The sequence below is a fragment of the Zafaria cholistanensis genome (assembly GCF_008580665.1).
GTDB lineage: Bacteria > Actinomycetota > Actinomycetes > Actinomycetales > Micrococcaceae > Zafaria > Zafaria cholistanensis.
This window is the reverse complement of the sequence record NZ_BKDJ01000001.1, coordinates 15,504-40,134: the sequence shown is the minus strand read 5'-3', so window position 1 is coordinate 40,134 and position 24,631 is coordinate 15,504. Positions and strand designations below refer to the sequence as shown.

Annotated in this window: 22 protein-coding genes and 5 tRNA genes; 8 read left to right on the top strand and 19 right to left on the bottom strand. The window is 69.2% G+C overall.

Annotated elements, in window-relative coordinates; genetic code table 11:
* Positions 1-26 precede the first annotated feature (26 nt).
* The 7 genes from NCCP_RS00205 to NCCP_RS00175 form a co-directional block, all read right to left on the bottom strand.
* Positions 27-1,502, bottom strand: a complete 1,476-nt coding sequence (locus NCCP_RS00205; RefSeq protein ID WP_149955093.1) for an ATPase — start codon at positions 1,500-1,502, stop codon at positions 27-29.
* A gap of 452 nt (positions 1,503-1,954) precedes the next feature.
* Positions 1,955-2,028: transfer RNA gene (locus NCCP_RS00200), tRNA-Met, on the bottom strand.
* A gap of 59 nt (positions 2,029-2,087) precedes the next feature.
* Positions 2,088-2,159, bottom strand: a tRNA-Thr gene (locus NCCP_RS00195).
* 130 nt (positions 2,160-2,289) lie between these two features.
* Positions 2,290-2,363 (bottom strand) — tRNA-Met (locus NCCP_RS00190).
* A 59-nt stretch (positions 2,364-2,422) separates the two neighbouring features.
* Positions 2,423-2,494: transfer RNA gene (locus NCCP_RS00185), tRNA-Thr, on the bottom strand.
* Positions 2,495-2,688: 194 nt separating this feature from the next.
* A complete protein-coding gene (locus tag NCCP_RS00180) occupies positions 2,689-4,629 on the bottom strand; it encodes a DEAD/DEAH box helicase (protein ID WP_149955092.1) in 1,941 nt (646 codons plus the stop codon).
* Positions 4,630-4,947: 318 nt separating this feature from the next.
* On the bottom strand, positions 4,948-5,610 hold the full coding sequence (locus tag NCCP_RS00175; protein ID WP_149955091.1) for an MOSC domain-containing protein: 663 nt from the start codon (positions 5,608-5,610) through the stop codon (positions 4,948-4,950).
* Between the two features lie 55 nt (positions 5,611-5,665).
* Between NCCP_RS00175 and NCCP_RS00170 the strand changes: the two genes are divergently transcribed.
* Complete coding sequence (locus NCCP_RS00170; protein ID WP_149955090.1) at positions 5,666-6,085, top strand: hypothetical protein; 420 nt, start codon at positions 5,666-5,668, stop codon at positions 6,083-6,085.
* Positions 6,086-6,209: 124 nt separating this feature from the next.
* Here the strand turns inward: NCCP_RS00170 and NCCP_RS00165 are convergent, their stop codons facing one another.
* Together NCCP_RS00165 and NCCP_RS00160 are read right to left on the bottom strand one after the other, a co-directional pair.
* Positions 6,210-7,367, bottom strand: a complete 1,158-nt coding sequence (locus tag NCCP_RS00165; RefSeq protein WP_414727684.1) for a cystathionine gamma-synthase — start codon at positions 7,365-7,367, stop codon at positions 6,210-6,212.
* A gap of 8 nt (positions 7,368-7,375) precedes the next feature.
* Positions 7,376-8,752 (bottom strand): cystathionine beta-synthase, encoded by a 1,377-nt coding sequence (locus NCCP_RS00160; protein WP_149955088.1) that lies wholly within the window; start codon positions 8,750-8,752, stop codon positions 7,376-7,378.
* A 222-nt stretch (positions 8,753-8,974) separates the two neighbouring features.
* On the opposite strand from NCCP_RS00160, the gene NCCP_RS00155 reads away from it, so the two are divergent.
* Both NCCP_RS00155 and NCCP_RS00150 read left to right on the top strand, forming a co-directional pair.
* The gene (locus NCCP_RS00155) at positions 8,975-10,054 is read left to right on the top strand and encodes a DNA-3-methyladenine glycosylase family protein (protein WP_225873592.1); all 1,080 of its coding nucleotides are present in this window, start codon (positions 8,975-8,977) and stop codon (positions 10,052-10,054) included.
* A 231-nt stretch (positions 10,055-10,285) separates the two neighbouring features.
* Entirely contained in the window at positions 10,286-11,218 is a 933-nt protein-coding gene (locus NCCP_RS00150) for an acyl-CoA thioesterase (RefSeq protein WP_414727689.1), read from the top strand.
* A gap of 79 nt (positions 11,219-11,297) precedes the next feature.
* Here the strand turns inward: NCCP_RS00150 and trxA are convergent, their stop codons facing one another.
* Positions 11,298-11,672, bottom strand: coding sequence for a thioredoxin (gene trxA, locus NCCP_RS00145; protein WP_149955087.1), 375 nt, complete (start codon positions 11,670-11,672; stop codon positions 11,298-11,300).
* 159 nt (positions 11,673-11,831) lie between these two features.
* Between trxA and NCCP_RS00140 the strand changes: the two genes are divergently transcribed.
* Positions 11,832-12,245 carry a hypothetical protein gene (locus tag NCCP_RS00140; protein ID WP_149955086.1) on the top strand — a complete coding sequence of 138 codons (414 nt, stop codon included), beginning with the start codon at positions 11,832-11,834 and terminating at the stop codon, positions 12,243-12,245.
* Between the two features lie 30 nt (positions 12,246-12,275).
* Here NCCP_RS00140 and NCCP_RS00135 read toward each other — a convergent pair whose 3' ends face one another.
* Complete coding sequence (locus tag NCCP_RS00135) at positions 12,276-13,442, bottom strand: RtcB family protein (RefSeq protein ID WP_149955085.1); 1,167 nt, start codon at positions 13,440-13,442, stop codon at positions 12,276-12,278.
* 88 nt (positions 13,443-13,530) lie between these two features.
* A tRNA-Tyr gene (locus tag NCCP_RS00130) sits at positions 13,531-13,612 on the bottom strand.
* 144 nt (positions 13,613-13,756) lie between these two features.
* Between NCCP_RS00130 and NCCP_RS00125 the strand changes: the two genes are divergently transcribed.
* Complete coding sequence (locus NCCP_RS00125) at positions 13,757-14,245, top strand: YajQ family cyclic di-GMP-binding protein (protein ID WP_149955084.1); 489 nt, start codon at positions 13,757-13,759, stop codon at positions 14,243-14,245.
* 78 nt (positions 14,246-14,323) lie between these two features.
* Here the strand turns inward: NCCP_RS00125 and htpX are convergent, their stop codons facing one another.
* Positions 14,324-15,196 carry a zinc metalloprotease HtpX gene (htpX, locus tag NCCP_RS00120; RefSeq protein ID WP_149955506.1) on the bottom strand — a complete coding sequence of 291 codons (873 nt, stop codon included), beginning with the start codon at positions 15,194-15,196 and terminating at the stop codon, positions 14,324-14,326.
* 172 nt (positions 15,197-15,368) lie between these two features.
* Here htpX and NCCP_RS00115 point away from each other — a divergent pair, with 172 nt between their 5' ends.
* Both NCCP_RS00115 and NCCP_RS00110 read left to right on the top strand, forming a co-directional pair.
* Positions 15,369-15,806, top strand: a complete 438-nt coding sequence (locus tag NCCP_RS00115; RefSeq protein WP_149955083.1) for a Fur family transcriptional regulator — start codon at positions 15,369-15,371, stop codon at positions 15,804-15,806.
* A 48-nt stretch (positions 15,807-15,854) separates the two neighbouring features.
* Positions 15,855-17,351: a catalase gene (locus tag NCCP_RS00110; RefSeq protein WP_149955082.1), complete on the top strand. Its 1,497-nt coding sequence runs from the start codon at positions 15,855-15,857 to the stop codon at positions 17,349-17,351.
* Positions 17,352-17,476: 125 nt separating this feature from the next.
* Here the strand turns inward: NCCP_RS00110 and NCCP_RS00105 are convergent, their stop codons facing one another.
* A complete protein-coding gene (locus NCCP_RS00105; RefSeq protein ID WP_149955081.1) occupies positions 17,477-18,877 on the bottom strand; it encodes an FAD-dependent oxidoreductase in 1,401 nt (466 codons plus the stop codon).
* 153 nt (positions 18,878-19,030) lie between these two features.
* Between NCCP_RS00105 and rarD the strand changes: the two genes are divergently transcribed.
* Complete coding sequence (rarD, locus tag NCCP_RS00100) at positions 19,031-20,080, top strand: EamA family transporter RarD (RefSeq protein WP_149955080.1); 1,050 nt, start codon at positions 19,031-19,033, stop codon at positions 20,078-20,080.
* Between the two features lie 99 nt (positions 20,081-20,179).
* Here rarD and NCCP_RS00095 read toward each other — a convergent pair whose 3' ends face one another.
* From NCCP_RS00095 to NCCP_RS00075, 5 genes are all read right to left on the bottom strand, one after another.
* Complete coding sequence (locus NCCP_RS00095) at positions 20,180-21,028, bottom strand: substrate-binding periplasmic protein (RefSeq protein ID WP_172627232.1); 849 nt, start codon at positions 21,026-21,028, stop codon at positions 20,180-20,182.
* Between the two features lie 59 nt (positions 21,029-21,087).
* A complete protein-coding gene (locus NCCP_RS00090; RefSeq protein WP_149955078.1) occupies positions 21,088-21,765 on the bottom strand; it encodes an amino acid ABC transporter permease in 678 nt (225 codons plus the stop codon).
* On the bottom strand, positions 21,762-22,400 hold the full coding sequence (locus NCCP_RS00085; RefSeq protein ID WP_172627231.1) for an amino acid ABC transporter permease: 639 nt from the start codon (positions 22,398-22,400) through the stop codon (positions 21,762-21,764). Before NCCP_RS00085 ends, NCCP_RS00090 begins: the two co-directional genes overlap by 4 nt.
* Before the next feature lies 1 nt (position 22,401).
* A complete protein-coding gene (locus tag NCCP_RS00080) occupies positions 22,402-23,244 on the bottom strand; it encodes an amino acid ABC transporter ATP-binding protein (RefSeq protein ID WP_149955076.1) in 843 nt (280 codons plus the stop codon).
* 385 nt (positions 23,245-23,629) lie between these two features.
* Positions 23,630-24,418: an IclR family transcriptional regulator gene (locus NCCP_RS00075; protein WP_149955075.1), complete on the bottom strand. Its 789-nt coding sequence runs from the start codon at positions 24,416-24,418 to the stop codon at positions 23,630-23,632.
* Between the last annotated feature and the right edge of the window lie 213 nt (positions 24,419-24,631).

Below are 24,631 nucleotides of genomic sequence, written 5' to 3'. Positions count from 1 at the left end.
CTTCCGCGGGCACGACTTTGCCCGGCCTAGGAGATACCGTCAGCGACCGCAGCGGCCGCTTCCAGCCAGGCGCGCCGGGTGGCCGGGCGCAATGCCTGGTAGCGGATGCGGCCCTTCACCAGTGCGGGGTCGAACGGAACGGTCACCACCGCGCGGGCCAGCCGGCGGAAGCCTGAGGCAATGCGGGCCAGCTGGTCCTTGTTGCCGTTCTGCTGGTGCTGGCTGACGATCACGACGGCGTTGCGCGCCAGTTCGGCGTAGCGCCCCCCGCGGTTGGCGAGCGCCTCCAGCAACAGGGCCGCCGCCTCGGCGTGCTCCTCCACCGTGGTGCTGGCGACCACCAGCTGGTCGGTGTGGTCGATCATGCGCAGCCAGCGCTCGGCGGATTCATCATTGCCGGAGTCCACGATGGACAGCTGGAAGAACTTGCTCGCCGCCGCGTGCACGATGTCGAAGTCCGCGGCCGTCAGGTTTTGCTCGGAGGCCAGCAGGGTGGGGTCGGTGCGCAGGACGCTGTAGCGGTCCTCCGGCTGGTAGTGCACGTAGGCGTTGATGGCCGGGTCCCCGGCGGTGGTTCCCATGAGGTCGGGGGCGGCGTGCAGCAGGTCCATGACGTGTGCGTTGTGGGAAGCCTGAACCGTGCGCCAGCCAAGCGTGCCACGGGTGCCGTTGTTGTCCCACGCCAGAACCGGATCCCCGCTGTTGCGGCCGAACACGGCGGCCAGCAGGACAGCGGTGGGGGTCTTGTTGGCCCCGCCCTTGCCGTTGACCACCGAGACGGTACGCGGGGCGGAGAGGCGCTGGCCAATGGCACGGCGCCACTGGCGCTCCTCCTTCTCCTCGGCGGAAGGCTCCACGGAGAAGCCGATGCGGGAGAGGAAGCCGCGCATGCCCCGCGTCGGGGGCAGGGCCTCGTCCTCCGGACGCAGGAACGTCCCGCGTCCGGCTGCCGCGTCGGCGGTTTCCGCGCCCGTCGTCCCCGGTTCCTGGTCAGGGGCGGGCTCCGTGGGGATGTTTGCGGTGGGGGTGCCCGTGGAGGGGGCGTCCGTGGAGGTGACATCATCGCCGGCGGTTTCCGGGCCCCTGGCCTGCCCGCCCGCGGCGCGCTCGCCCGAGGGGCCCTGGGCAGGCACGCCCGGGGCAGGCGCGCCTTGGGGGGTTTCCTGGTCTACAGGGACCGCGAGGCCCTCGTTCTCCGCGGAGGCCAGGGCTGCATCGGGCTCCACCACCGGAGCGCCGGGCAACGGATCCGCCGGCAGGTCGAGGGGCCCGACTACCGGGAAAAGAGGCGCCAGCTCGGCCACGTCGTCGAACTCGTCGCGTTCGGGGAGCATCGCGCCGGGGCGCGCCGGCTCCGCCTGCAGCGTCGCCTGGGCCGCCTGGCCGCGCGCCTGGATCCCTTGCCCGTGGGGCTGCGCGGCACCTTGGCTGCGCGGCTCGGCACCTTGGCTGCCCGGCTGGGTGGCACCTTGGCTGCCCGGCTGGGTGGCACCCTCGCTCACCGGCTGGGCAGCGCCCTCACTAACGGGCGGGATGGCGCCCTGGCTGCGGGGCTGGCCCTCCGGAAGGGTCCCCTCGCCGCGGGCCTGCTCCGCGGCGAGCCGTGCCCGGCGCAAAGCGGCCCTGGTCGGAAATTCCTGAGTCGGTTCCCCGGCTGCCATTCCCTGATTCCTCTCACCCGTTGTGGACACCGCGCGCGGCCTCCCGGATCGGCCAGGGCGCGGACACGCCCTGGAGCGCTGCCCCTGCATCGAATTTGGTCCCATTCTCTCACCCGGGCCCGGCAACGGGCGCCGCCCCGGGAGTCGCGGCGCGTCGGACCGATTCCATCCCGCACCCCGGCAAAAGGGGCAAAACGCAACGTCAGGCCCGGAAAGGCACGCACGGGCAGGGCCAGCAGGCCCCGGACAAAAAAGAAGTCCCGGCCCTGGATTGGGGCCGGGACTTCGAGGGGTAGCGGTGCCGGGACTCGATCCCGGGACCTCACGATTATGAGTCGTGCGCTCTAACCAGCTGAGCTACACCGCCACGAATGGGAAGGCCCGCGGCCGCGTCTCCTGGACACAGGCGCGGGCTCCACCATTCAGAGCCCCCCACGGGAATCGATCCCGTGACCTCAGTCTTACCAAGACTGCGCTCTACCACTGAGCTAGGGGGGCAACGAGGAAATACTCTACCAGCGCCCGGCCCCGAAAGCGAAACGGGACCGCCTGCCAAACCGGTACCGGCGCGCCACCCGCCGGAAACGAAAAGATCCCCGCTTCCTGGGGGGAGCCGGGGATCCGTCGGTAGCGGTGCCGGGACTCGATCCCGGGACCTCACGATTATGAGTCGTGCGCTCTAACCAGCTGAGCTACACCGCCACGAATGGGAAGGCCCGCGCCTGCGTCTCCTGGACACAGACGCGGGCTCCGCCATTCAGAGCCCCCCACGGGAATCGATCCCGTGACCTCAGTCTTACCAAGACTGCGCTCTACCACTGAGCTAGGGGGGCAACGAGGAAATACATTACCCGAGGCCGGGGGCACTGTCCAATCGAGCGGGGCCTTTATGACCGAACACACACGATGGTGCCCCCAGGCCTCCGGCGGCAGGCAAAAGGGCGGCCCGGGCACGTCGTGCCCGGGCCGCCCCGCCATGCTTCAGGGAGATCCCCCGCCGGGTTCCACCCCCGCGGGGAACCCTGTATCAGTAGCGGTTGCGGCCGCCGGTGCGGGGCTTTCGGGGTCCGCCAAAGCGCTCCCCACCCTGCTCCTGGCGGTAGCCGCCGCGGTCCTCGCCGCCACGGTATCCGCCGCGGTCCTCGCGGTCGTACCCGCCGCCTTCGCCCTCACGGCGCGGCTTGCGGAAACCGCCGCGGTCTCCGCCACGGTCTCCGCCACGGTAGCCGCCGCCTTCGTAGCCACCCTCGCGGCGCGGCTTGCGCCCGGAGTCCAACTCAAGGTTGATCAGCTCGCCGCCGATGCGGGTGCGGGAGAGCGCCCGCAGCTGGTCCTGCGACAGGTCCGCCGGCAGTTCGACCAGGGTGTGGTCGCTGCGGATGTCGATGCCGCCGATTTGGGCCGAGGACAAACCGCCCTCGTTCGCCAAGGCGCCGACGATCGAACCCGGCATGACGCGCTGGCGGCGCCCCACGGCCAGGCGGTAGGTGGCGTTGCCCTCGGTCAGCGGGCGGGACGGGCCGCGCGACCCGAAGCCGTCGCGGGCGCCCTTGGCCATGCGGGCCTGCTTGGCCGGCGGGACCGGGAGATCCTCCATGAGCAGCGGGCGGCCGCCCTGGGCCATGTGCGCCAGGGCCGCGGCGATCTCCACTTCGCTAAGGTCCTCGTGGTCCGCCGCATACTTCTCCACCAGCCCGCGGAAGACCGTGAGGTCCTGCGAGGAGATGGTTTCGGTGATCCGCTCGGCGAACTTGGCCAGGCGCTTGTCGTTGACGATCTCAACGCTCGGCAGGTGCATCAGCTCCACCTCCTGGCGCGTGGTCTTCTCGATGGCCCGGAGAAGGTACTTCTCGCGGGGGGTCATGAAGAGGATCGCGTCGCCCTTGCGGCCGGCACGGCCGGTGCGGCCGATGCGGTGCACGTAGGACTCGGTGTCGTTCGGGATGTCGTAGTTGATGACGTGGCTGATGCGCTCCACGTCCAACCCGCGGGCCGCGACGTCGGTGGCGACCAGGATGTCGATCTTGCCCTCGCGCAGGTTCTCCACCGTACGCTCGCGCTGCTGCTGCGGGATGTCGCCGTTGATGGCGGCCGCGGTGTAGCCGCGGGCCTTCAGCTTGTCGGCGAGGTCCTCGGTAGCCATCTTGGTGCGCACGAAGGCGATGACGCCGTCGAACTCCTCCGCCTCAAGGATGCGGGTCATCGCATCGAGCTTGTGCGGGCCCATGACCTGCACGTAGCGCTGGCGGATGTTGGTGCCGGTGGTCGTCTGGGACTTGACGGTCACTTCCTGCGGGTTGCGCAGGTACTGCTTGGAGATGCGCCGGATCGAGGACGGCATGGTTGCAGAGAACAGGACAACCTGCTTGTCCTCGGGGGTGGCCTCGAGGATCTTGTCCACTTCTTCGGCGAAGCCCATGCGCAGCATCTCGTCGGCCTCGTCCAGCACAACGTACTGGAGGTCGGAGAGATCCATCGAGCCCTTGTTGATGTGGTCGATCACGCGGCCCGGGGTACCGACGACCACCTGGGCGCCGCGGCGCAGGCCGGCCAGCTGCGGGCCGTAGGCGGAGCCACCGTACACCGGCAGGACGCTGAAGTTGTCCAGGTACTTGGCGTAGGAGTTGAAGGCCTCGGCGACCTGCAGCGCCAGCTCGCGGGTCGGTGCGAGGACCAGGACCTGCGGAGTGTTGGCGGGACCGTTCAGGTCGGCGAGCTCGGCCAGGCGGGACAGCGCCGGGATCGCGAACGCGGCGGTCTTGCCGGTTCCGGTCTGGGCGACGCCCACGACGTCGCGGCCCTCAAGCAGCAGCGGGATGGTTGCGGCCTGGATCGGGGACGGCTTCTCGTAGCCGATGTCGGTCAGGGCGGCCAGGATGCGGCCGTCGATGCCGAGGTCCGCAAACAGGACCTCGTTGCTTGCCTGCCCGGTGGTGTTCGGGGTTTCGGTGGCCTGGTTTTCGGGCATGTCAGTAGACACTGGGTTTTACCTCATTCATAGGGGCGGTCCAGCCGCTCGCTGGGAGCGGCAACCGCGGCACATACGGACTCAATCACTGATTGGTCCGGCGCTCCCCTATGACTACTGACCGCTGGTTGCGCGGTGGAACACACGTTGAGCTCCCGCCTCAAAAATTGGGCGGAATGCGAGGGAAGCCGGATGCAGTGAACACTTAATTCTACAGGACCTGCGGCCGCCGTGCGACGCGGGAGCTGTGGGATCCGGCACACGCGGAGGCGACCGAGAAAGCACGCACAGGGCGTGCCCGTGGCGCTGAAGAGCGCGCTAAAGGGCGCGCAGCACCTTGCCGGGGAGTTCCCATTCGCCGGCTTCCAGGCCTGCGCGCAGCCGGTCCGCCTGCGCCCGGTCCAGGCCGCGGAACACGTCGCGGACACTCACCCCGTGCGCCGGCCGGTGCACGACGGCGACGGGGTCCCCGGCACGTACGGCCCCCGTGCGCACCACCTTCAGGTAGCAGCCGGTGTCCCCGCGTTCGGTGAAGCGGGCCACCCAACCGTCCTCCCCCATGGTCCGGGCGAATGTGGAGCAGGGCACGCGTGGAAGCGTTGCCTCAAGGACGACGTCCCGGCCGATCCGCCACCGTTCGCCCATGATCGCGCCGGAGACGTCGACCCCGCGCAGGCGCAGGTTTTCGCCGAACAAACCCGGCGGAATGTCCCGGCCCAGTTCCGCGGCCCAGCGTGCGGCGTCCTCCTCCGCATAGGCGTAGACGGCCTGCTCCCCGCCGCCGTGGTGGGCCCTGTCCGCCTGGATGTCGGCGTAGACGCCCTGCGGGCCGACTTTCACTGTGCCCCCGGCCGGGCGCTTGTCGATCGCGGTCACCCCAACGGGCCCGGGGTCCGGGCGCAGGGCATGGACGCGGCATACGGCAACCAGTTCCCCACCGCCGGTGCCCGGCACGGGATCGCGGGGTATCGCAGGGACCATGCCACCAGCGTAGCGCGGGAGCGGCCGGCCCCGCCCGCTCCGTTAGGCTCGGGGCATGAAGGATTTCCCCTGGACCCTGCGGACCGCCGTGTGGTGGTGGTCGGTGTCCGCCGCCGCCCTGCTGGTGCTCGCCGCCGCCACGTTCGGCAACGCGCAGGCGGAAAACGCCACCGGCCCGGCCGGGCTCTTCGCGCTCTCCGTATTTCTTTTGTTCCTGGGACTGGTGGTCGGCTACGGCGCGTGGCACCTGTTCCGCGGCAGGCTCGCCGGGCGCGGGCTGTTGACCACTTTTGGGCTCATTGCGGGGCTTCCGCTGCTTTTCCGCGGGCCGCGCCTGAGTTCCATGGCCGTGGCGCTGCTGGCGGGCGTCGTCCTGCTGTGGCTGCCTCCGAGCCTGCGCCACTTCAAGGCCCAAGCCGCGGCCGCCCGCGCCCAGCGCAAGGCCGCCCGCAAGGCCGCCGGCACAGCCCGCTAGCTGCGCTGCCCGGGCTGTGGAGGCATGCGGGCCCGGGCCGGGCCAACCGCGGCCGTCCCGGGCACAACGGAGGGTCCCCGGCAGGGAAGCCGGGGACCCTCCGTTGTGTTCGGGGCCGGTTGGCCTACAGCGCCGCGAACGCCTGCTCAAGGTCCGCGATGAGGTCCTCCACGTCCTCAATGCCCACCGAGAAGCGCAGCAGGTTGACCGGGACGGCCAACTCGGTGCCCTTCACGGACGCGTGGGTCATCTCCGATGGGTAGTTCACCAGGGATTCGATGCCGCCCAGCGACTCGGCCAGGGTGAAGACGGTGGTGGACTCGGCAACCTTGCGGGCGGCGGCCTCGCCGCCGGCGAACTGCACGGACACCATGCCGCCGAAGCCGCTCATTTGGCTCTTGGCCAGCTCGTGGCCGGGGTGGCCGGGCAGGCCGGGGTAAAGGACTGCCTCCACCTCCGGGCGGCCGGAGAGCCATTCGGCCACGGCCTGCGCGTTGGCGGAGTGCTTCGCCATGCGCACGCCCAAAGTCTTCAGTCCGCGGGTGGTCAGGAAGGCGTCCATGGGGCCGGACACGGCGCCAACGGCGAACTGGACGAACCCGATCTTTTCCGCCAGTTCCGCATCGTTCACCACGACGGCGCCGCCGACGACGTCCGAGTGGCCGCCGATGTACTTGGTCGTGGAATGGACCACGACGTCCGCGCCCAGGGACAGCGGCTGCTGCAGTGCCGGGGAGGCGAAGGTGTTGTCCACGACCAGCAGCGCGCCGGCCTCGTGGGCGATCCCGGCCAGGGCCGCGATGTCGGAAATCTTCATCAGCGGGTTGGAGGGGGTCTCCACCCACAGCAGCCGCGTCCGGTTCGCCGCGACGGCCGCGCGGACCGCGTCGAGGTCGGACATGTCCACCGGGGTATTGCCGATGCCCCACGGGCCCAGCACCCGGCTGATCAGGCGGTAGGTGCCGCCATAGGCGTCGTTGCCCAGGACGATGTGGTCGCCCGGACGGGCCACCGCCCGGATCAGGGAGTCCTCGGCGGCCAGGCCGGAGCCAAACGAGTAGGCGTGGGCGCCGCCCTCGACCGCGGCCAGCTGCTCCTGCAGCGAGTCGCGGGTGGGGTTGCCGCCGCGGCCGTACTCGTAGCCGCCGCGCAGCCCGCCAATGCCGTCCTGGGCATAGGTGGTGCTGAAGTGCAGCGGCGGGACGACGGCCCCGGTGCGCGGCTCGAAGGCCTGTCCGGCGTGGATGGCGCGGGTGTTGAACCCGGGGTTTTCGGTGCTCATCACGTTCCTTAGTTAGTGAGGTAGGTCAGCAGGTCGTGGCGGGTCAGGACGCCGACGGGTTCGCCGCCGCGGGTGACCAGCAGGGCATCGGCCTCCTCCAGCTTGCGCCGGGCGACGGAAAGGTCCTCCAGGGCGCCGACCAGCGGCAGGACGGGGCCGGCGTGGGCGCTCACCGGGTCGTCCAGCGTGGCCTCTCCCGAAAGCAGGGCGGAGGTGAGGGTGCGTCCGTCAAGGGTGCCGAGGACCTCGCCCATCCGGACCGGAGGCTCCTGGGAGAGCACCGGGAGCGCATCCACGCCGTACTCCCGCATCAGTGCGACCGCGTCCCGGATCGATGCGTTCGCACGGGTGTGCACCAGCGCCGGGACGGCGGAGGACTTGGCGGACAGCGCCTGTTCGACCGTTGCCTCCTCGCCGCCGGAGAGGAACCCGTAGTTCCTCATCCAGGTATCGTTGAAGATCTTCGCCAGGTAGCCGCGTCCGCCGTCGGGCAGGATCACCACCACGACCGCATCCTCCGGGAGGTCCCGTGCCACGCGCAGCGCGGCGACCACGGCCATGCCGGAGGATCCGCCAACGAGCAGGCCCTCCTCGCGGGCCAGCCGCCGGGTCATCGCGAACGCCTCGGCGTCGGTGACCGCCAGGACCTCGTCCGGCACGGACGGGTCGTAGTTGCCCGGCCACATGTCTTCCCCGACGCCCTCAACGAAGTACGGGCGGCCGGTGCCGCCGGAGTAGACGGAGCCGTCGGGGTCCGCGCCGATGATGCGCACGGGACCGGAGGCCCGGTCCCTGGACACGGTCTTGAGGTAGCGTCCGGTGCCGGTGATGGTGCCGCCGGTGCCGGCACCGATGACCACGTGGGTCACCGTACCGTCGGTGTCCTCCCAGATCTCCGGGCCGGTGGACTCGTAGTGGCTCTCCGGGGCGGCCGGGTTGGAGAACTGGTCCGGCTTGTAGGCGCCGGGAATCTCGGTGACCAGGCGGTCGGAGACGCCGTAGTAGGACTCGGGGCTGTCCGGGGCGACGGCGGTCGGGGTGACCACCACGTCGGCGCCGTAGGCGCGCAGCACGTCACGCTTTTCCTCGCCCACCTTGTCGGGGGTGACGAAGATCGTCTTGTAGCCCTTGATCTGGCCGACCAGGGCCAGGCCGACGCCGGTGTTGCCGGAGGTCGGCTCGACGATCGTTCCGCCGGGCTTCAGCTCGCCGGAGGCCTCGGCGTTTTCCACCATCTTCAGCGCGATGCGGTCCTTGATGGACCCGCCCGGATTCAGGTACTCGAGCTTCACCAGGACGGTGGCGCGCACCCCCTCAGTGACCCTGTTGAGTTTCACCAGGGGCGTGTGGCCGATCAGGTCCAGAACGGAATTGGCGTATTTCATACGCCAGACTCTACCGGCGCCCGGTCCCGCGGCGCAGCGGAAATGACGCTGCGGGAAGCACGGTTTGGGCCTTCCGGGACGGCACCGCGCAGGGGACGGCACCGCGCAGGGGGAAGCCACTGCCCGGGGGACGCCACCGCGCCGTGGGGCGGCTGCGGGGCGAAAGGCGACGGCGGGGGCAGCGGTATGGGGCAGGTGGGGCAGCCGTGGGAGCATGGGAGGGTGCCCAGCAGCCTTCCCGCTTCCCCCCTCCACGCCGGCGGCCATCCCGGAACGGCCCCTGCGGCCACCTCGGTGTGGGTGCCCCAGGGCCCGTACTCGCTGGAGTCGACGCTCTCCGTCCTGCAGCGCGGAACCCACGATCCCTGCACGCGGGTGGGCCGCGGCGAGGCCTGGTTGTGCTTTTCCACCCCGGAAGGGCCCGCGTCCCTGCGGCTGACCCAGCCCGCGGCGGGCCCGGTGGCCGCGGAACCAGGCGCCGCAAAACCAGCCGTTGCGGAACCGCCACCCCATTCCTCCCCAGCAGGCCACTCCTTCGGGGGGCCTTCCTCTCCGGTGCGGATCCGCGCCTGGGGGCCGGGGGCTCGGGCAGCCCTGGCCGGGGTGCCGCGTCTGCTCGGCGCCGGGGACGACTGGTCCGGCTTCGACGAGTCCGGGTTCCGGGCCTCGCTCCCCCGTGCCGTGAACGAGGCCCGGCGGCGCAACCCGGGGCTGCGCCTGCCCGCCACCGGACGGGTCTTCGACGCCCTGGTCCCGGCCATCCTGGAGCAGAAGGTCACCGTTATCGAGGCCCGCTACGCGTGGCGCTACCTGGTGCGCCGCTTTGGGTCCCCCGCCCCCGGACCGGTGCCCGAAGGCATGGCGGTCGCACCCGACGCGCACGCGCTGCGCCGGGTTCCCAGCTGGGAATGGCACGCCGCGCGGGTCGATGCCAAACGCTCCATGACGATCCTGCGGGCCGCCGAGGCCGCGGCCGGGCTGGACCGCTTGGGGTCCCGGGAACTTACGGACGGGGTCTCCGCCACGCTGCAGACGGTGCCGGGCATTGGTCCGTGGACTGCCGCGGAGGTGCTCCAGCGCACGCACGGCGACCCGGACTCGGTTTCCGTGGGCGACTTCCATCTCGCCGCGTGGGTGGGTTACGCCCTGACCGGACGCAAGACTGACGATGCCGGCATGCTGCGCCTGCTTGAGCCGTGGGCCGGGCACCGGCAGCGCTTCGTGCGGATGCTGGGGCTCACCGGCTTCCGCAAGCCGTCGTACGGTCCCCGGCTGTCCCCGGAAGACCACCGCCGCCGGTAGCCGCTCTGTTCCACCACCGCGCGCCCGCCCGCGGTGCTACGTTGGGACCCACTTCATACGGGTTCCGACCGCCGGCGCCACCGCCCGGCCCGCACCGAGGGGAAGCACGCCATGGCCCATGAGAACGAGTCCGCCAGGGTCCTGCCCGCCGGGGTCCTGCCCGCCGGGGCCGGGGCCGGAATCCCCGGACCTGCCTCCAACGTGGTGACGTTGCGCTTCCTGGCCGCGCCGATGGACCTGGGGCACAGCGGGTCCGTCGACGCGGGCACCATTTTGGAGTGGGTGGACAAGGCGGCCTACGCGGTGGCGGTCGGATGGGCGAAGGCGTACTGCGTGACCGCATACGTGGGCAACATCCACTTCGCCGCCCCAGTGGAGGTTGGGGACATGGTGGAGGTGGAGGCCCGGATCGTGCACACGGGGCGCACCTCCATGCACATCCTGACCACCGTTACCTCGGGTGATCCCCGCACCTTTGGCACTGTCCCGGCGGTGGCCCGGAGCCAGTGCCTGGTGATCTTCGTGGCCGTGGGCGACGACGGGAAGCCGGTGCCGGTGCCGGAGTTCGTGCCCTCCACGCCGCAGGAGATCCAGCAGCGCGACTACGCGGTGGCCCGGATCAAGGTCCGGGAGGAGATCTCCGCATCCATGAAGCGGGTGGCGTACACCAGTGCCGGAACCTCGGAGTCGGTGGTGCTGCGGTTCATGGCCGCGCCCTCCGACGTGAACTGGGGCGGCAAGGTCCACGGCGGCATCGTGATGGACTGGATCGACGAGGCGGCCTACGTCTGCTCCACGCGCTACTGCGGGCGGGACACCGTGGCGGTATTCTCCGGCGGCGTTCGTTTCTACCGGCCACTGCTGATCGGGCATCTGGTGGAGGTCGAGGCCCGGCTGGTCTACACGGGCAACAAGGGCATGCACGTGGCGGTGAACGTACGTTCCGGGGACCCGAAATCGCGGGAGATGGAGCTGACCACCAATTGCATGACGGTGATGGTCACCCGGGACGAGACGGGAACGGCCGTCCCGGTCCGGCCCTGGGTGCCGGTTTCGGACGAGGACCGTGCACTGCATGCCCATGCCCGTGAACTCATCGGGATCCGCGCCAAGGCCCCAGGAAACCGGTTGCCGAACCACCTGCTGGCCCAGGGCCAGCTGTAATTCCCGCCGACTCCGTTCCGGCCGGAATGGGGTCAGCCGGAACGGGGCTGGCCGCCCCGCCGCAGCCCGGCCGCGGGGACTACTGGGCGGAGGAGCCCTGCTGCTCGGCGATCTGCGCGTGGACTTCTTCCATGTCAATGCCCTTCACGGCCTCGACCAGGTCTTCCAACTGGGACGCGGCCAGCGCTCCCGGCTGGGAGAAGACCAGCACCTTGTCGCGGAAGGCCATGAGGGTCGGGATCGACGTGATGCCGGCGGCCCTGGCGAGCCCCTGCTCGGCCTCGGTGTCCACCTTGGCGAAGGTGATCTCCGGGAACTTCTCCGAAACCTGCTGGTACACCGGGGCGAACTGGCGGCACGGGCCGCACCAGGCCGCCCAGAAATCGACGAAGACGATCTCGTTCTCCTCGATGGTCTGCGCGAACTGGGCTTCAGTGATGTCAATGGTTGCCATTGCTCCACGGTAGCGGCTGCACGGGCCGGGTGTCTCCCCTGCGGTCCCGCTGTGGAGGGCTTGAGGGGTTATCCACATCCGGGCACGCGCCCCTGTCCCCCCTCCCCGGCGGCACCCTAGCGTCTAAAACCCGATGGGCCGCGACGAAAGGACAAGACCATGCCGCGCAGCACCCTGCTCCTGATCATCGAAGGTCGACCGCTCCGCGATGCCCTCCGCAGGAGCGTCGAACTGGCGGAGGAATACGAGGGCCTCTACCTGGGGTCGGTGGAGACCCTGAAATCGGAGCCGTTCGCCTTTGGGGAGGCCGCCCGGATCCAGCAGCGGACCAAGCTGCCCCGCGCGCTGGCAGACCCGGGCTCGAGCGCCACCAGCGCCGGGCCGATCGACGCCATCTGGGCCGGCGGGCTGTGGACCACCCCGGGCACCTGCCCGCCCGCTCCCCCCGATTCGAACGGGGCCACCGGCTGGCAGTGGGCGCACTATAACGCGGTCATGGGCGCCGCCCCCAAGGACCAATTCATCCTGTGGGACCTCTACCTGCGGACCCAGGAGGGCCGGATGGCCGCATAGGGCCCGGGCGGTGCGGTCCGGCGGCCGGGTTCAGTCGCCCTTGACGTTGATCAACTGGCGCAGCCGGTGCCGGATCCGCACCAGGTCGCGTGAATCCTCCATGACCCGGTCGATCGGTTTGTAGGCGGCCGGAATCTCGTCGACAAACGCGTCCGTGTCCCGGAACTCGATGCCTTGCATGGCCGCGCGGAGCTGCTCGTGCGTAAACATCTTCCGGGCCGCGTTGCGCGAGTATTCGCGTCCGGCCCCGTGCGGGGCGGAGTTGAGCGCCCACGGGTTGCCCAGCCCCTCCACCACGTATGAGGCCGTGCCCATTGAGCCGGGGATCAGCCCGGCCTCGCCGGCCTCGGTGCGGATGGCACCCTTGCGGGAAACCCACACCGTTTTCCCGAAATGCGTCTCCTGTTGGGTGAAGTTGTGGTGGCAGTTGATCCGCCGGGCCTCCCGTACGGGCCCGCCCACCCATTCCTCGAACTGGCGCACCACGCGGTCCATCATCTCCTCGCGGTTGAGCAGCGCGAAGTGTTGGGCCCAGCGCAGTTCGCGGATGTACGCGTCGAACTCCGCCGTGCCCTCGGTGAGGTACGCCAGGTCCGGGTCGGGCAGCTCGATGCGTTGCTGCCTCGCGAGCAGCCGGGCCTCGGTGATGTGGTGCTGGGCGATCCGGTTGCCGATGCCCCGGGAGCCCGAGTGCAGGAAGAGCCACACCCTGTCCTCCTCATCCAGGCAGACCTCGATGAAGTGGTTTCCCGAGCCGAGCGTGCCCAGTTGCCGCTCCCAGGTCGCGGAGTAGCGGCCCGGCTCGAAACCGGCGGCCAGGGCCATTTCCAGCATCTCCAGCACGCGCGGCTCCGCCGTGGCAACCACCTTGCGGTTGTACCCGCCGGCGGAGAGCGGGATGGCGCGTTCGATGGCTTCGCGCAGGGGCCGGCGGTCGGGAGGGAGGTCGGCGGCCCGGTACTGTGTGAGCACCGCGATCATGCCGCAGCCAATGTCCACGCCGATGGCTGCCGGAATGATGGCTCCCAGCGTGGGGATCACCGACCCGACGGTGGCCCCCAGCCCCAAGTGGGCGTCCGGCATCAGGGCCACGTGCGGGTAGATGAAAGGCAGCGAGGACGTGCGCAGGGCCTGCCCCCGCGTCTCTTCGCTGAGGATCGACGCCCAATTCAGAAGCCGAGGCGTGATGGTTTCCACGCCTCAAGCTAACAGCACGGCGGGGCCCGGAAAAGCCGAAGGGCCTGTTTCCCGGCTGATGCCGGGAAACAGGCCCTTCGACGTTCGGTGGCAGATGAGGGATTCGAACCCCCGTAGGCATTGCCAGCTGATTTACAGTCAGCCCCCTTTGGCCGCTCGGGTAATCTGCCGAACGTTCCTTGTGGAACGAGTAGATACTCTACCTAAGATTCCGCACAATTTCGAATCGAGGGCCGCCACCCCCAATTTCCCGCGGAAAACCGCGGCTCCGGTAGGCTGGAGGAAAAGCAAAAACCTACCCAGGGAGGACCCTCATGGCGAGCGATTCCACGTTCGACGTCGTCAGCAAGGTGGACAAGCAGGAAGTGGCCAACGCGCTGAACCAGGCCCAGAAGGAGATCGCCCAGCGCTACGACTTCAAGGGCGTCGGCGCCGAGGTCGACTTCAGCGGCGAGAAGATCCTGATGAAGGCCAACTCCGAGGAGCGCGTCAAGGCCGTCCTCGACGTCTTCCAGTCCAAGCTGGTCAAGCGCAACATCAGCCTCAAGTCCCTGGACGCGGGCGAGCCGTTCGCCTCCGGCAAGGAGTACCGCATCGAGGCCTCCATCAAGGAAGGCATCGCGCAGGACATCGCCAAGAAGATCAACAAGCTGATCCGCGACGAAGCTCCCAAGTCGGTCAAGTCCCAAATCCAAGGTGACGAGCTCCGCGTCTCCTCCAAGTCCCGCGATGACCTGCAGGCCACCATGGCCCTGCTGCGGGACTTCGAGGAAGCCGACCTGCAGTTCGTGAACTTCCGCTAGCTGCCGCGAAGTCCCGCCAAAGCACAGGACCTCCGCTCCCCTTGGGAGCGGAGGTCCTGTGCTTTCATGCGCCTGCGGTCAGTAGCCAAGGGGGCGGCCGGCCATGCGTTCGAGGCGGGAGATGCGGTCGGCCATCGGCGGGTGCGTGGCGAACAGCTTCCGCGCGCCGCCCCTGAACGGGTTGGCGATCATCAGGTGGGAGGTGTTAACCAGGCGCTGGTCGTTCTCCGGCAGCGGAGCCCGGGCCACGCCGGCCTCCAGCTTGCGCAGCGCCGACGCCAGCGCGAGCGGGTCGCCGGTGAGCCGGGCGCCGTCCTCGTCGGCGTCGTATTCCCGGGTGCGGCTGATGGACATCTGGATCAGCGAGGCGGCCAGCGGGGCCAGCAAGGACATCGCGATCAGTGCGATCGGGTTGGCATTGCGACGGTCGCCGCCCCCGAAGAAGAGGAGGAACTGCGCGGCCGAGGTGATCACCCCGGCGACGGCGGCCGCCACCGAGGAGGTGAGGATGTCGCGGTTGTAGACGTGCATCAGCTCGTGTCCGAGCACGCCGCGCAGCTCACGCTCGTCGAGCAGCCGCAGGATGCCCTCGGTGCAGCAGACCGCGGCGTTCTGCGGGTTCCGGCCGGTCGCGAAGGCGTTGGGCGCCATGGTCGGCGAGACGTAGAGCCGGGGCATGGGCTGCCGGGCGGTCGCGGAGAGCTCACGGACGACCCGGTACATCGCCGGCTCATCGGCCTCGGTGACCGGATAGGCATGCATGGAACGGATGGCAATCTTGTCGCTGTTCCAGTAGCCATAGGCGGTGGTGCCCAGGCCGATCAGGGTAAACACCCAAATGAAGGAGGAGTTGCGCGTGCCCGAGGCGAGCAGCGCCCCAATCGCCAGAAGCAGGGCGAACATGCCGCCCAGCAGGGCGGCGGTCTTGAGCCCGTTGTTGTGGTTGTGCACTGCTGCCATTCACCCCTTGGTCGCGGAGGCGCCGCACCGTGCGGCAACACCTGTATCCACTCTAGTGAACGCGCACCTGCCCGCCACTGTTCCCCCGTGCAGGGCGCCGGCCCGGCCGCTTCCCGGGAGGTAAGGCTTGCTTATCTTGACTTACTCAAAATAAGCGGGTGGAATGGGTCACATGGACTTTTCGACCCGGCTCCGCGACCACGGACTGCGCGTAACCCGCCAGCGCCTGGCCGTGCTGGGCGTCGTCGACAGCCACCCCCACTCGTCGGCGGATGCCGTGGCCGAAAAAGTGCGCCGCGACCTGCCGGAACTGTCGCTCCAGTCCGTCTACAACGTGCTGAACGACCTCACGGCGTTCGACCTGCTGCGGCGATTCAGCCCGCCCCACTCCCCCGCGCTCTACGAGACCCGGGTTGGGGACAACCATCATCATGCCGTCTGCACCCGGTGCGGGCGGGTCGAGGACGTGGACTGCGCGGTGGGACATGCCCCCTGCCTGACCCCCTCCGACTCCCACGGCATGACCATTCAGATTGCCGATGTCCTTTACCAGGGCATCTGTAAAGACTGCGCGGAGCGCTCGCCCGGCCCCGCCGGCTGAGCGCCCCGGCCGCAGAATACCCATTCCGAAAGAAGGAGAAAGCCTCTCGTGACCGAGAACTTCACCACCACCCAGACCGGCGCCCCCGTCGCCAGCGACGAGCACTCGCTGACGGCCGGCGTCAACGGCGCCACCGTCCTGCACGACGTCTACCTGGTCGAGAAGCTGGCCCAGTTCAACCGCGAGCGCCTTCCCGAGCGCATCGTCCACGCCAAGGGCGGCGGCGCCTTCGGCACCTTCACGGTGACCAACGACGTCTCCAAGTACACCCGCGTCGCGGCCTTCCAGCCGGGCTCGGTCGTCAAGACCGCGCTGCGCTTCTCCTCCGTCGCCGGCGAGATGGGCTCCCCGGACACCTGGCGCGACGTGCGCGGCTTCGCGACCCGCTTCTACACCACCGAGGGCAACCTGGACATCGTGGGCAACAACACCCCGGTGTTCTTCATCCGCGACGCCATCAAGTTCCCGGACTTCATCCACTCCCAGAAGCGCCTTCCGGGCTCCGGCCTGCGCGACGCCGACATGCAGTGGGACTTCTGGACCCTCTCCCCGGAGTCCGCGCACCAGGTGACCTACCTGATGGGCAACCGCGGCCTGCCGAAGTCCTGGCGCCAGATGCAGGGCTACGGCTCCCACACCTACCTGTGGACCAACGCCGAGGGTGGCCGCTTCTGGGTCAAGTACCACTTCCGCTCCAACCAGGAGCTGGCGGACCTCTCCATGGAGGAGGCCGAGCTCATCGCCGGCGCCGACGCCGACTACTACCGCCGCGACCTGTACCAGGCGATCGAGCACGGGGACTTCCCGAGCTGGGACCTGCACGTCCAGGTCATGCCGTACGAAGAGGCCAAGACCTACCGCTTCAACCCGTTCGACCTCACGAAGACCTGGTCGCACAAGGACTACCCGCTGATCCCGGTGGGCCGCTTCGAGCTGAACCGCAACCCGGAGAACCACTTCGCCGAGATCGAGCAGATCGCCCTGTCCCCGGCGAACGTCGTCCCCGGCCACGCGATCTCCCCGGACAAGATGCTGATGGCCCGCGTGTTCTCCTACCCGGATGCGCAGCGCTACCGCGTCGGCACCAACTACAACGAGCTGCCGGTCAACCGCCCGGAAGCCCCGGTGAACAACTACTCCCAGGACGGCTCGCTGCGCCACACCTTCAAGCCGGCCTCCGCCCCGGTGTACGCGCCGAACTCCTTCGGCGGCCCCGTGGCCCAGCCGGCCCGCGCGGCCGAGGGCAGCTGGGAGTCCGACGGCGAGCTGGTCCGCGCCGCCGCGACCCTGCACGCCGAGGACAACGACTTCGGCCAGCCGGGCACCCTCTACCGTGAGGTGTTCTCCGACGCACAGCGTGCCTACCTGCAGGAAAACCTCCTGGGCCAGGCCAACGGCATCACCCGCGCGGACATCCGCGAGCGCTTCTTCCAGTACTGGACCAACGTTGACGCCAACCTGGGCTCGCTGCTGCGTGCCCGCTACGCGGCCGGCGACCTGGGCCAGACGGACGCCGCCTCGGAGATGGCCGGGATGCCCGCCTAGCCGTCACACGGACACAGCCGTTCCGTACGGACATACCGAAGGCCGGCCCCCGCATCGCGGGGGCCGGCCTTCGGCGCGTAACGGCGCTGGTCCGCCCGGGGCGGGTTGGCGCCGGGGCGGGACGGTTACTTGTTGGAGATCTGGACCATTTCCTCGCGGGGGACGACCTTGATGCGTTCGCGCTCCACCGGGCCGTTGGCCGTCTGGACCGGGCTGGCGGCAGCGCCCAGCGCGCGCTCGTGCTCATCCAGCTTCAGCCAGCCCTCCCAGGTGGTGTACTCGATGCCGCGCTCGGCCAGCAGTTCGATGATGGCTTCCTCCTCCGGGCGCTCCGCGGCGGGCAGGTTCAGCCGGTCCTCAAGCAGGTTGCCGATGGTCTCCAGCGCATCGCCCTTGGTGTGGCCGATCAGGCCCACGGGTCCGCGTTTGATCCAGCCGGTCGCGTAGATGCCCGGCACCGGCTGCCCGGCTTCGTCCAGGACGCGGCCGCCGTCGTTCGGGATCACCCCGCGGCGGGCGTCGAAGCCGACCTCGGGAAGCTCGGAGCCGAAGTAGCCGATGGCGCGGTAGACGGCCTGGACCCCGTAGTCCACATATTCGCCGGTGCCCCTGGCGTTGCCGGTGCCGTCCAGCTCCTGGCGCTCGAACCGGATCCCGGCCACCCTGCCGTCCTCGCCGAGGACCTCCACCGGCTGGTGCAGGAAGTGCAGGTGCAGGCGGCGGGAGGCGCCGGTGTCCTGCTCTTCGACCAGCCAGTTGGTCAAGGTGTTGACCATGGTCTTGGTCTGGTTGTTGGTCTTGATGGCCGCGTCGGAGGCCTCGTCGAATTCAAAGTCCTCCGGGTAGAGCACGATGTCCACGTCGCGGGAATGGCTCAGCTCACGCAGCTCCAGCGGGGTGAACTTCACCTGCGCCGGGCCGCGGCGGCCGAAGACGTGCACGTCGGTGACCGGCGAGGCCTTGAGCCCGCGGTAGACGTTCTCCGGGATCTCGGTGGTCAGCAGGTCGTCGGCGTGCTTGGAAAGCATCCGGGCCACGTCCAGGGCCACGTTGCCGTTACCGATCACCGCGATCTCCCTGGCCTCCAGCGGCCACTCGCGCGGCACGTCCGGATGCCCGTCATACCAGGAGACGAAGTCCGCGGCCCCGAAGGAGCCCTCCAGGCCGATGCCCGGGATGTCCAGGTCCGCGTCCCGGATCGCGCCGGTGGCGAAGATGACCGCGTCGTACATGCTGCGGATGTCGCTCAGCGTCAGGTCCCGGCCGTAGGTGATGTTGCCCAGGAAGCGGATGTCTCCCCGGTCGAGGACCTTGTGGAGGGCGTTCACGATGCCCTTGATGCGCGGGTGGTCCGGGGCCACGCCGTAGCGGATCAGCCCGTAGGGGGCCGGGTAGGCGTCGAAGAGGTCGATGCTGACAGCGAACTCGCGCTCCGCCTTGGTCAGGATGTCCGCGGCGTAGACGCCTGCGGGACCGGCGCCGATGATGGCGACGCGGAGCGGACGGTCGGCGGCTGGGTTGGACACGTGGTTTCCTTCCGGACGGGAATCGCGCACGCACAATTAGCGCACAGCTCACTAGTCTAATTGCCAGCACGACGGCGGCACCAACCGGCGTGGGCCGCCTCACTGGGCGGGGGTCCGGGAATGGGGAACGGTGCCCGGGGTGTTGGCACCGTTATGGCCTTCTCCCCCGCACCGGATTCCCCCTCCGCCCCCACCACCGGGGCCGCTGCTCCAGCCACCGCGGGGCCGGGTTCACGGAGACCCGGTCCAGAAGGGCTTGGCTCCCCGCGCTCGGGGGCCGAACGCAAGGCCGGGCTGCTCCTCGGGTTGGGGGCCTACGGGATCTGGGGCCTGCTGCCGCTGTACTTCGCACTCCTGGCCCCGGCCGGGCCGCTGGAGATCGTGGCCGTGCGCGTGCTGTGGTCGGTGGCGTTCTGCGTCCTCCTCATCGCCGCGGGCCGCCAGTGGCGCGAGTTGGGTGCCGTCCTGCGCAACCGGGCGGCACTGCTGAAGCTCTCGCTGGCGGCGCTGCTGATTGGCGTCAACTGGCTGGTCTTCGCCTTCGCGGTCCTGGCCGGGCGTGCCCTGGAGGCCTCGCTGGGGTACTTCATCAATCCGCTGGTGGCAGTCCTGCTGGGGGTGGTGCTCCTGAAGGAGCGGCTGAACCGGCTGCAGTGGAGCGCGATGGGCATTGGCCTGGCCGCGGTGCTGCTGCTGACGTTCGCCTCCGGGTCCCCGCCATGGATCGCCCTGGCCCTGGCCGGCACGTTCGGACTCTATGGCCTGGTCAAGAAGAACGTGGGAGCGAACGTCGGGGCACTGGCGGGGCTGACGGTGGAGACGGCCGCACTGACTCCCCCCGCCGCCCTCGCCATGGCATGGCTGGGGATGACCGGGGCGGCCACGGCCGCCTCGCACGGGGCAGCCCACTTCTGGCTGCTCGCCGCCGGCGGCATCATCACGGCGCTGCCGCTGATCCTTTTCAGCGCGGCCGCCCGCCGCCTGCCGCTGAGCGTGGTCGGCATGCTCCAGTACGTGGCCCCGGTGATGCAGTTCCTGCTGGCGCTGCTGGTCTTCCACGAGGAAATGCCCCCGGAGCGCTGGGCCGGCTTCGGCCTGATCTGGGCAGCGCTGGTGCTGCTCTCCGCGGACATGGTCCGCGGAGCCCGGGCCAGCGCACATCCGCGTGCCCGCCGGCACCGGGCCCGGCAGGCCGTCCGCTAGGGCTGCCCGGCAGGTGCGCGCCGGCGGACGGCTGGGCCTCGGGGCCTCCTCCACATTCCTGGCCGCCCCCCGCCGCCGTCCGCCGGCCTGCTCCGGATGCTACTTCGCGTCGCCGGCCAGGGCGGGGTCCATCTTCTGCTCGCTCAGGATCGCGCCGATCCGGCCGTTCTCCACCAGGGTCTTGATGTCTTCCTCGAAGGCCTCGGTCATGGCGTCGGCGCCCTTCGGGTGGGGGAGAACCACCTGGCCCGCCTCCAGGGTGGCCTGGACCTTCTCCGTCGGCTCGAAGGCTTCGCTGACGAAGCCGTCAGACGGGGCCTGCGAGAGGCGGTAGGCGGCCTCGGCCGTGGTGAAAACTGCCACGTCGATCCGGCCGGCCTTCAGGTCGCTGAACAGCGCGTCGGAGGTCTGGTACTGCTTCACGCTGTCATTGCCCAGCGCCGCCTGCAGGTCCTTGTTCCACAGGTAACCCTGGATGACGCCGACCTTCTTGCCGGAGAGGTCCTCAAGGGACTTGTAGCCTTCCTTGGACAGCAGTGCCACGCCGTCGCGGTATGCGGTGGCGCCCAGGTCCAGCAGTTCGGCGCGCTCGGCGGTCCGGTAGACGCCGCCCATGGTGGTGTCCACCCGACCGGACTGCAGGCTCTGCATGCCGGCGGCGAAGGTCATTTCCTGCCAGTCCACCTCCAGGCACTCCATGGCCGCGATCTCCTTGATGATTTCGGCGTCAACGCCGCTGATTTCGGTCCCGTTCTTGAGCACGTACGGCGGGGTTACCGGGGTGCCGACGGTCAGCTTGCCGGCGTTGATGGGCTCCAGCCCGGCGTGGGCCGGGGTGCAGTCAGCGGCAGCGGCGGAGCTTCCGGAGGAGGAACCGCAGCCGGTCAGGGTCAGGCCGAGGGCCAGGCAGGCCGCGCCGGCGATGGTGGTGGTAGCAATCTTGCGCATGGTGCGTACTTCCTTTGTGTGGGAGGAGCGGTGGGCGGGAACGGTGTGCGGGCCCATCTTCAGGCGCCAGCCAGGACGGCGGCCCGGGAGGTGGCCGCACTGCGGCGGCGGCCGCTGGCCCTGCGGAACAGCCACAGGCCCAGCAGCGTCACGGCCAGGTACATGAAGCCGGCCAGCGTGAAGGCCAGTGCGTACTCGAAGGTGACCGAAGCGTAGTTGTAAGCGCGGCTCATCAGCTCCGGGACACTGATGGCATAAGCCAGCGAGGTGGCTTGGAACAGCATGATGGTCCACCCGATCAGCGGCGGCACCACAATCTTGATGGCTTGGGGCAGGATGACCAGGCGCAGCGACTTCCAGTAGCTCAGCGCCAGGGTGCCGCAGGCTTCCCACTGGCCTTGGGGGACGGCGCGGAAGCCTGCGACGAAGATTTCCGCCGTGTAGGCGCCGGTCATCAACCCCAGGGCGATCATCGCGGCCGGGAGCGCGTCCATCACGACGCCCATCTGCGGCAGGCCGAAATAGACCAGGTAGAGCATGATCAGCCCCGGAACGCCCCGGCCCAGTTCGACCAGGCCGATGCAGGTGAACTTCAGCGGTTTGCCCGCGAAAAGCGACCCCAGGGCCAGCAGGATGCCCAGCGGCAGTCCCAGGGCCAGGCTGGCGACGGTCACCAGCAGGGAAATGCCCAGGCCGGGAAGGAAATCCGGCACCATGGCCAGGATGGACTCGATCATGCCGCCACCTTTCGGGTCAGCCGGGAACCGGTGTAGCGGGCCAACGCCGCAATCGGGATGCTGAGCAGGATGTACAGCAGCGCCGCCCACATGAACACGGTCAGTCCGTTGAGGTTGGCCTGCGCCTCCTGGAAAGCGCGGAAAGTAATGTCCTGGGCGCCGATCACCGACGCCAGGGCGCTGTCCTTGAGCAGGCCGATGGCGAAGGTGGCCAGCGGCGGAATGACCACCGTGGCGGCCTGCGGGGTGATGACCCTGAAGAACTTCGCCCCGAAGGGCATGCCCAGCGCGTCCGCGGCTTCGAATTGGCCGCTGGGAATAGCCTCGAGTCCGGAGCGGTAGATTTCGGCGATGTAGGCGGTGCTGACGATTCCCAGCCCGATGACGCTGGCCTGGAAGGTGGTCAGCTTCAGGTCCGTCTCGCCCAGGGCGAAGTAGATGAGCAGCAGCCACACGATCGGTGGAATGCCACGGATGCCCTCGATGAGGATTTTGGCCGCGGTGCTCGCAACGGGCAGTTCCGAACGCCTCAGCGCGGCCAGCGGCACGGCCAGGACTGCACCCAGGGCCAGCGCGCCGAAGGTGATGCCCAGGGTCTGTCCGATGCCGGAGGAAAGCAGCGCCAGAAGTTCCACCTCAGCGCCCCCTGACGGCTGACAGGAAGGTCTTGGCGCGTTCACTGGACGGGCGCAGCATGACCTGCTCGGCCGGGCCTTCCTCCACGATCGCGCCGTCGGCCATAAAGACCACCCGGTCCGCCACGTCTTCGGCGAAATGCATCTCGTGGGTGACCACCAGCATGGTCATGCCCTCGGATGCCAGCCGCTTCATGGTGTTGAGCACCTCGACGCCCAGCTCCGGGTCCAGCGAGCTCGTCGGCTCGTCGAACAGCATCAGCTGGGGGTCCATGGCCAGCGCGCGGGCGATGGCGATGCGCTGCTGCTGCCCTCCGGAGCACTTGGCCGGGTACTTGTCCTCGTGTCCGGTGAGGCCGACGTGCGCCAGTTCCTGCCGGGCGCGGGCAACCGCCTCTTCCTTGCTCCGGTTCAGGGAATGGACCTGGGCCAGGACCACGTTTTCCAGCGCCGTCAGATGCGGGAAAAGGTTGAACTGCTGGAAGACCATGCCCACGTCGCGCCGATGGGCGGCGAGGCTTTTGTTGCGGGCAATGGCTCCCCGGCTGCCGGATTGGCCCTGGACGAGTTGGCCATTGACCAGGATCTGGCCGGCTGAGGGTTGCTCCAAAAAGTTGATGCTGCGCAGCAGCGAGGACTTTCCGGCGCCGGAGGGTCCGATCAGTGCAATCACTTCGCCGCGCTGGACCGCCAGCGAAACGCCGTGGACGACCTCGTGGCCCTTGTATTCGATGCGGATGTCCCGCAGTTCGAGGATCGGGGTGCCTCCTGCGGTTGCGTCGGCCTCGCCCGAGGGGAATGCGACCGGGTCCGGCCCCTGGACGCCCTGGGTGGAATGAAACATGGGATGCCTTGCCTTTCGGGATGCCTCAACGGCGAATGTGGGTCAGGTCCGGGCCAAAGAACGGGTCGTCGTGCACGCTCTTGGGGTGGCGCCGGCCGAAACAGGGGACGTCCGTCCCGGCCACGGGCGTGTGGGGCTCGCCTCCGAACCGGGGCGCCTGCTTCGGGGGTCCACGACGCCGGGACCGGGGATGGCGGTTCCGGCGCTTCGATCCATGCTTGGCCACCACGCCATGAGCACTTCCCCCTGATGTAAATATTGCAACTGATGCTTATAGTGCAACACTCTCAGGGCGCGCAGAAGGCGGTGTCAAGGGATGGACGTGCATTGCCGGAAGAAGTAACGTGGGCGGTTAGATAATTTACCCAGCCGAAACAGGAGGGGGTCACACCCCGGCTTGGAGTCCCAGCCTGCTGGCCGCAGCCTGGAGGCGCTCGGCGATGGCTTCGAAGTCCGCGCGCGGCAGCCGGTGCTCCGGTCCGGTGATACTCATCGCCGCCACCACCTGGCCGGCCGAGTCCCGCACCGGGACGGCGAGGGCGTGGATCCGGTCCTCCCATTCCTGGAGCGAGCAGCCCCATCCGCTCCGCCGGACCTGTTCCAGCTCTTCGTCCAGCGCTTGATGGTCGGTGATGGTGCGGTCGGTGAAGCGTTCAAGCTTCATCCTCCGGTACTCCCTGCGCACGTGCTCATCTGCGAAGGCCAGAAGCACCTTGCCGCTGGAGGTCGCATTCAGCGGGGTGCGGTGCCCCACGTACTCCCGGGCCTGATAGAGCGCGGCGCTGCCGGTAGCCTGGGCTATGTTGACCGCCGCGAGATCGTCGAGGATGGCGACGTTGAGGGTTTCCGCCAGGCTCCTGGACACCTCATCGCAGGCCTGTTGGGCGGCTTGGGCAAAAGAGCTCTGGGCAGTGACGGCTCCGGCGAGCCGGACCAGCCCGAAGCCCAGCGAGTATGTGCCACGCCAGGCCGATTGGGTCACGAGCCCATGGCGCTCCAAGGCTGCCAACAGCCGGGAAGCGGTCGATTTGTGGACGTTCAGCTCCCGGGCAACCGCACCCACGGTGGCATCCGGGTGCCTGGCCAAAACGTGCAGGATGGTCAGTGCGCGATCCACGGACTGGTTGGAGCCGGCCTTTTCCGCCGCAGGGGGTCCGGCAAGACTGCTGGTCATGCTCACGCTCCTGAACGGGGGTTGCACGGACTTTCCGGTCCCGGAGGCCGGCAGTTAGTTGCACTCTACGCATCAATGGTACCGAGAGCCGTATTCCTCGCCGGTGGCGGTCCATATGGCGCCACGGGTCCGCTTCTGCTGCGGGGTGCCTAAGAGGGCTTCGGAGGGTGCGCCCCAGGAACGCTGCGGCGGCCCGAATCTGCCGGCCGGCAT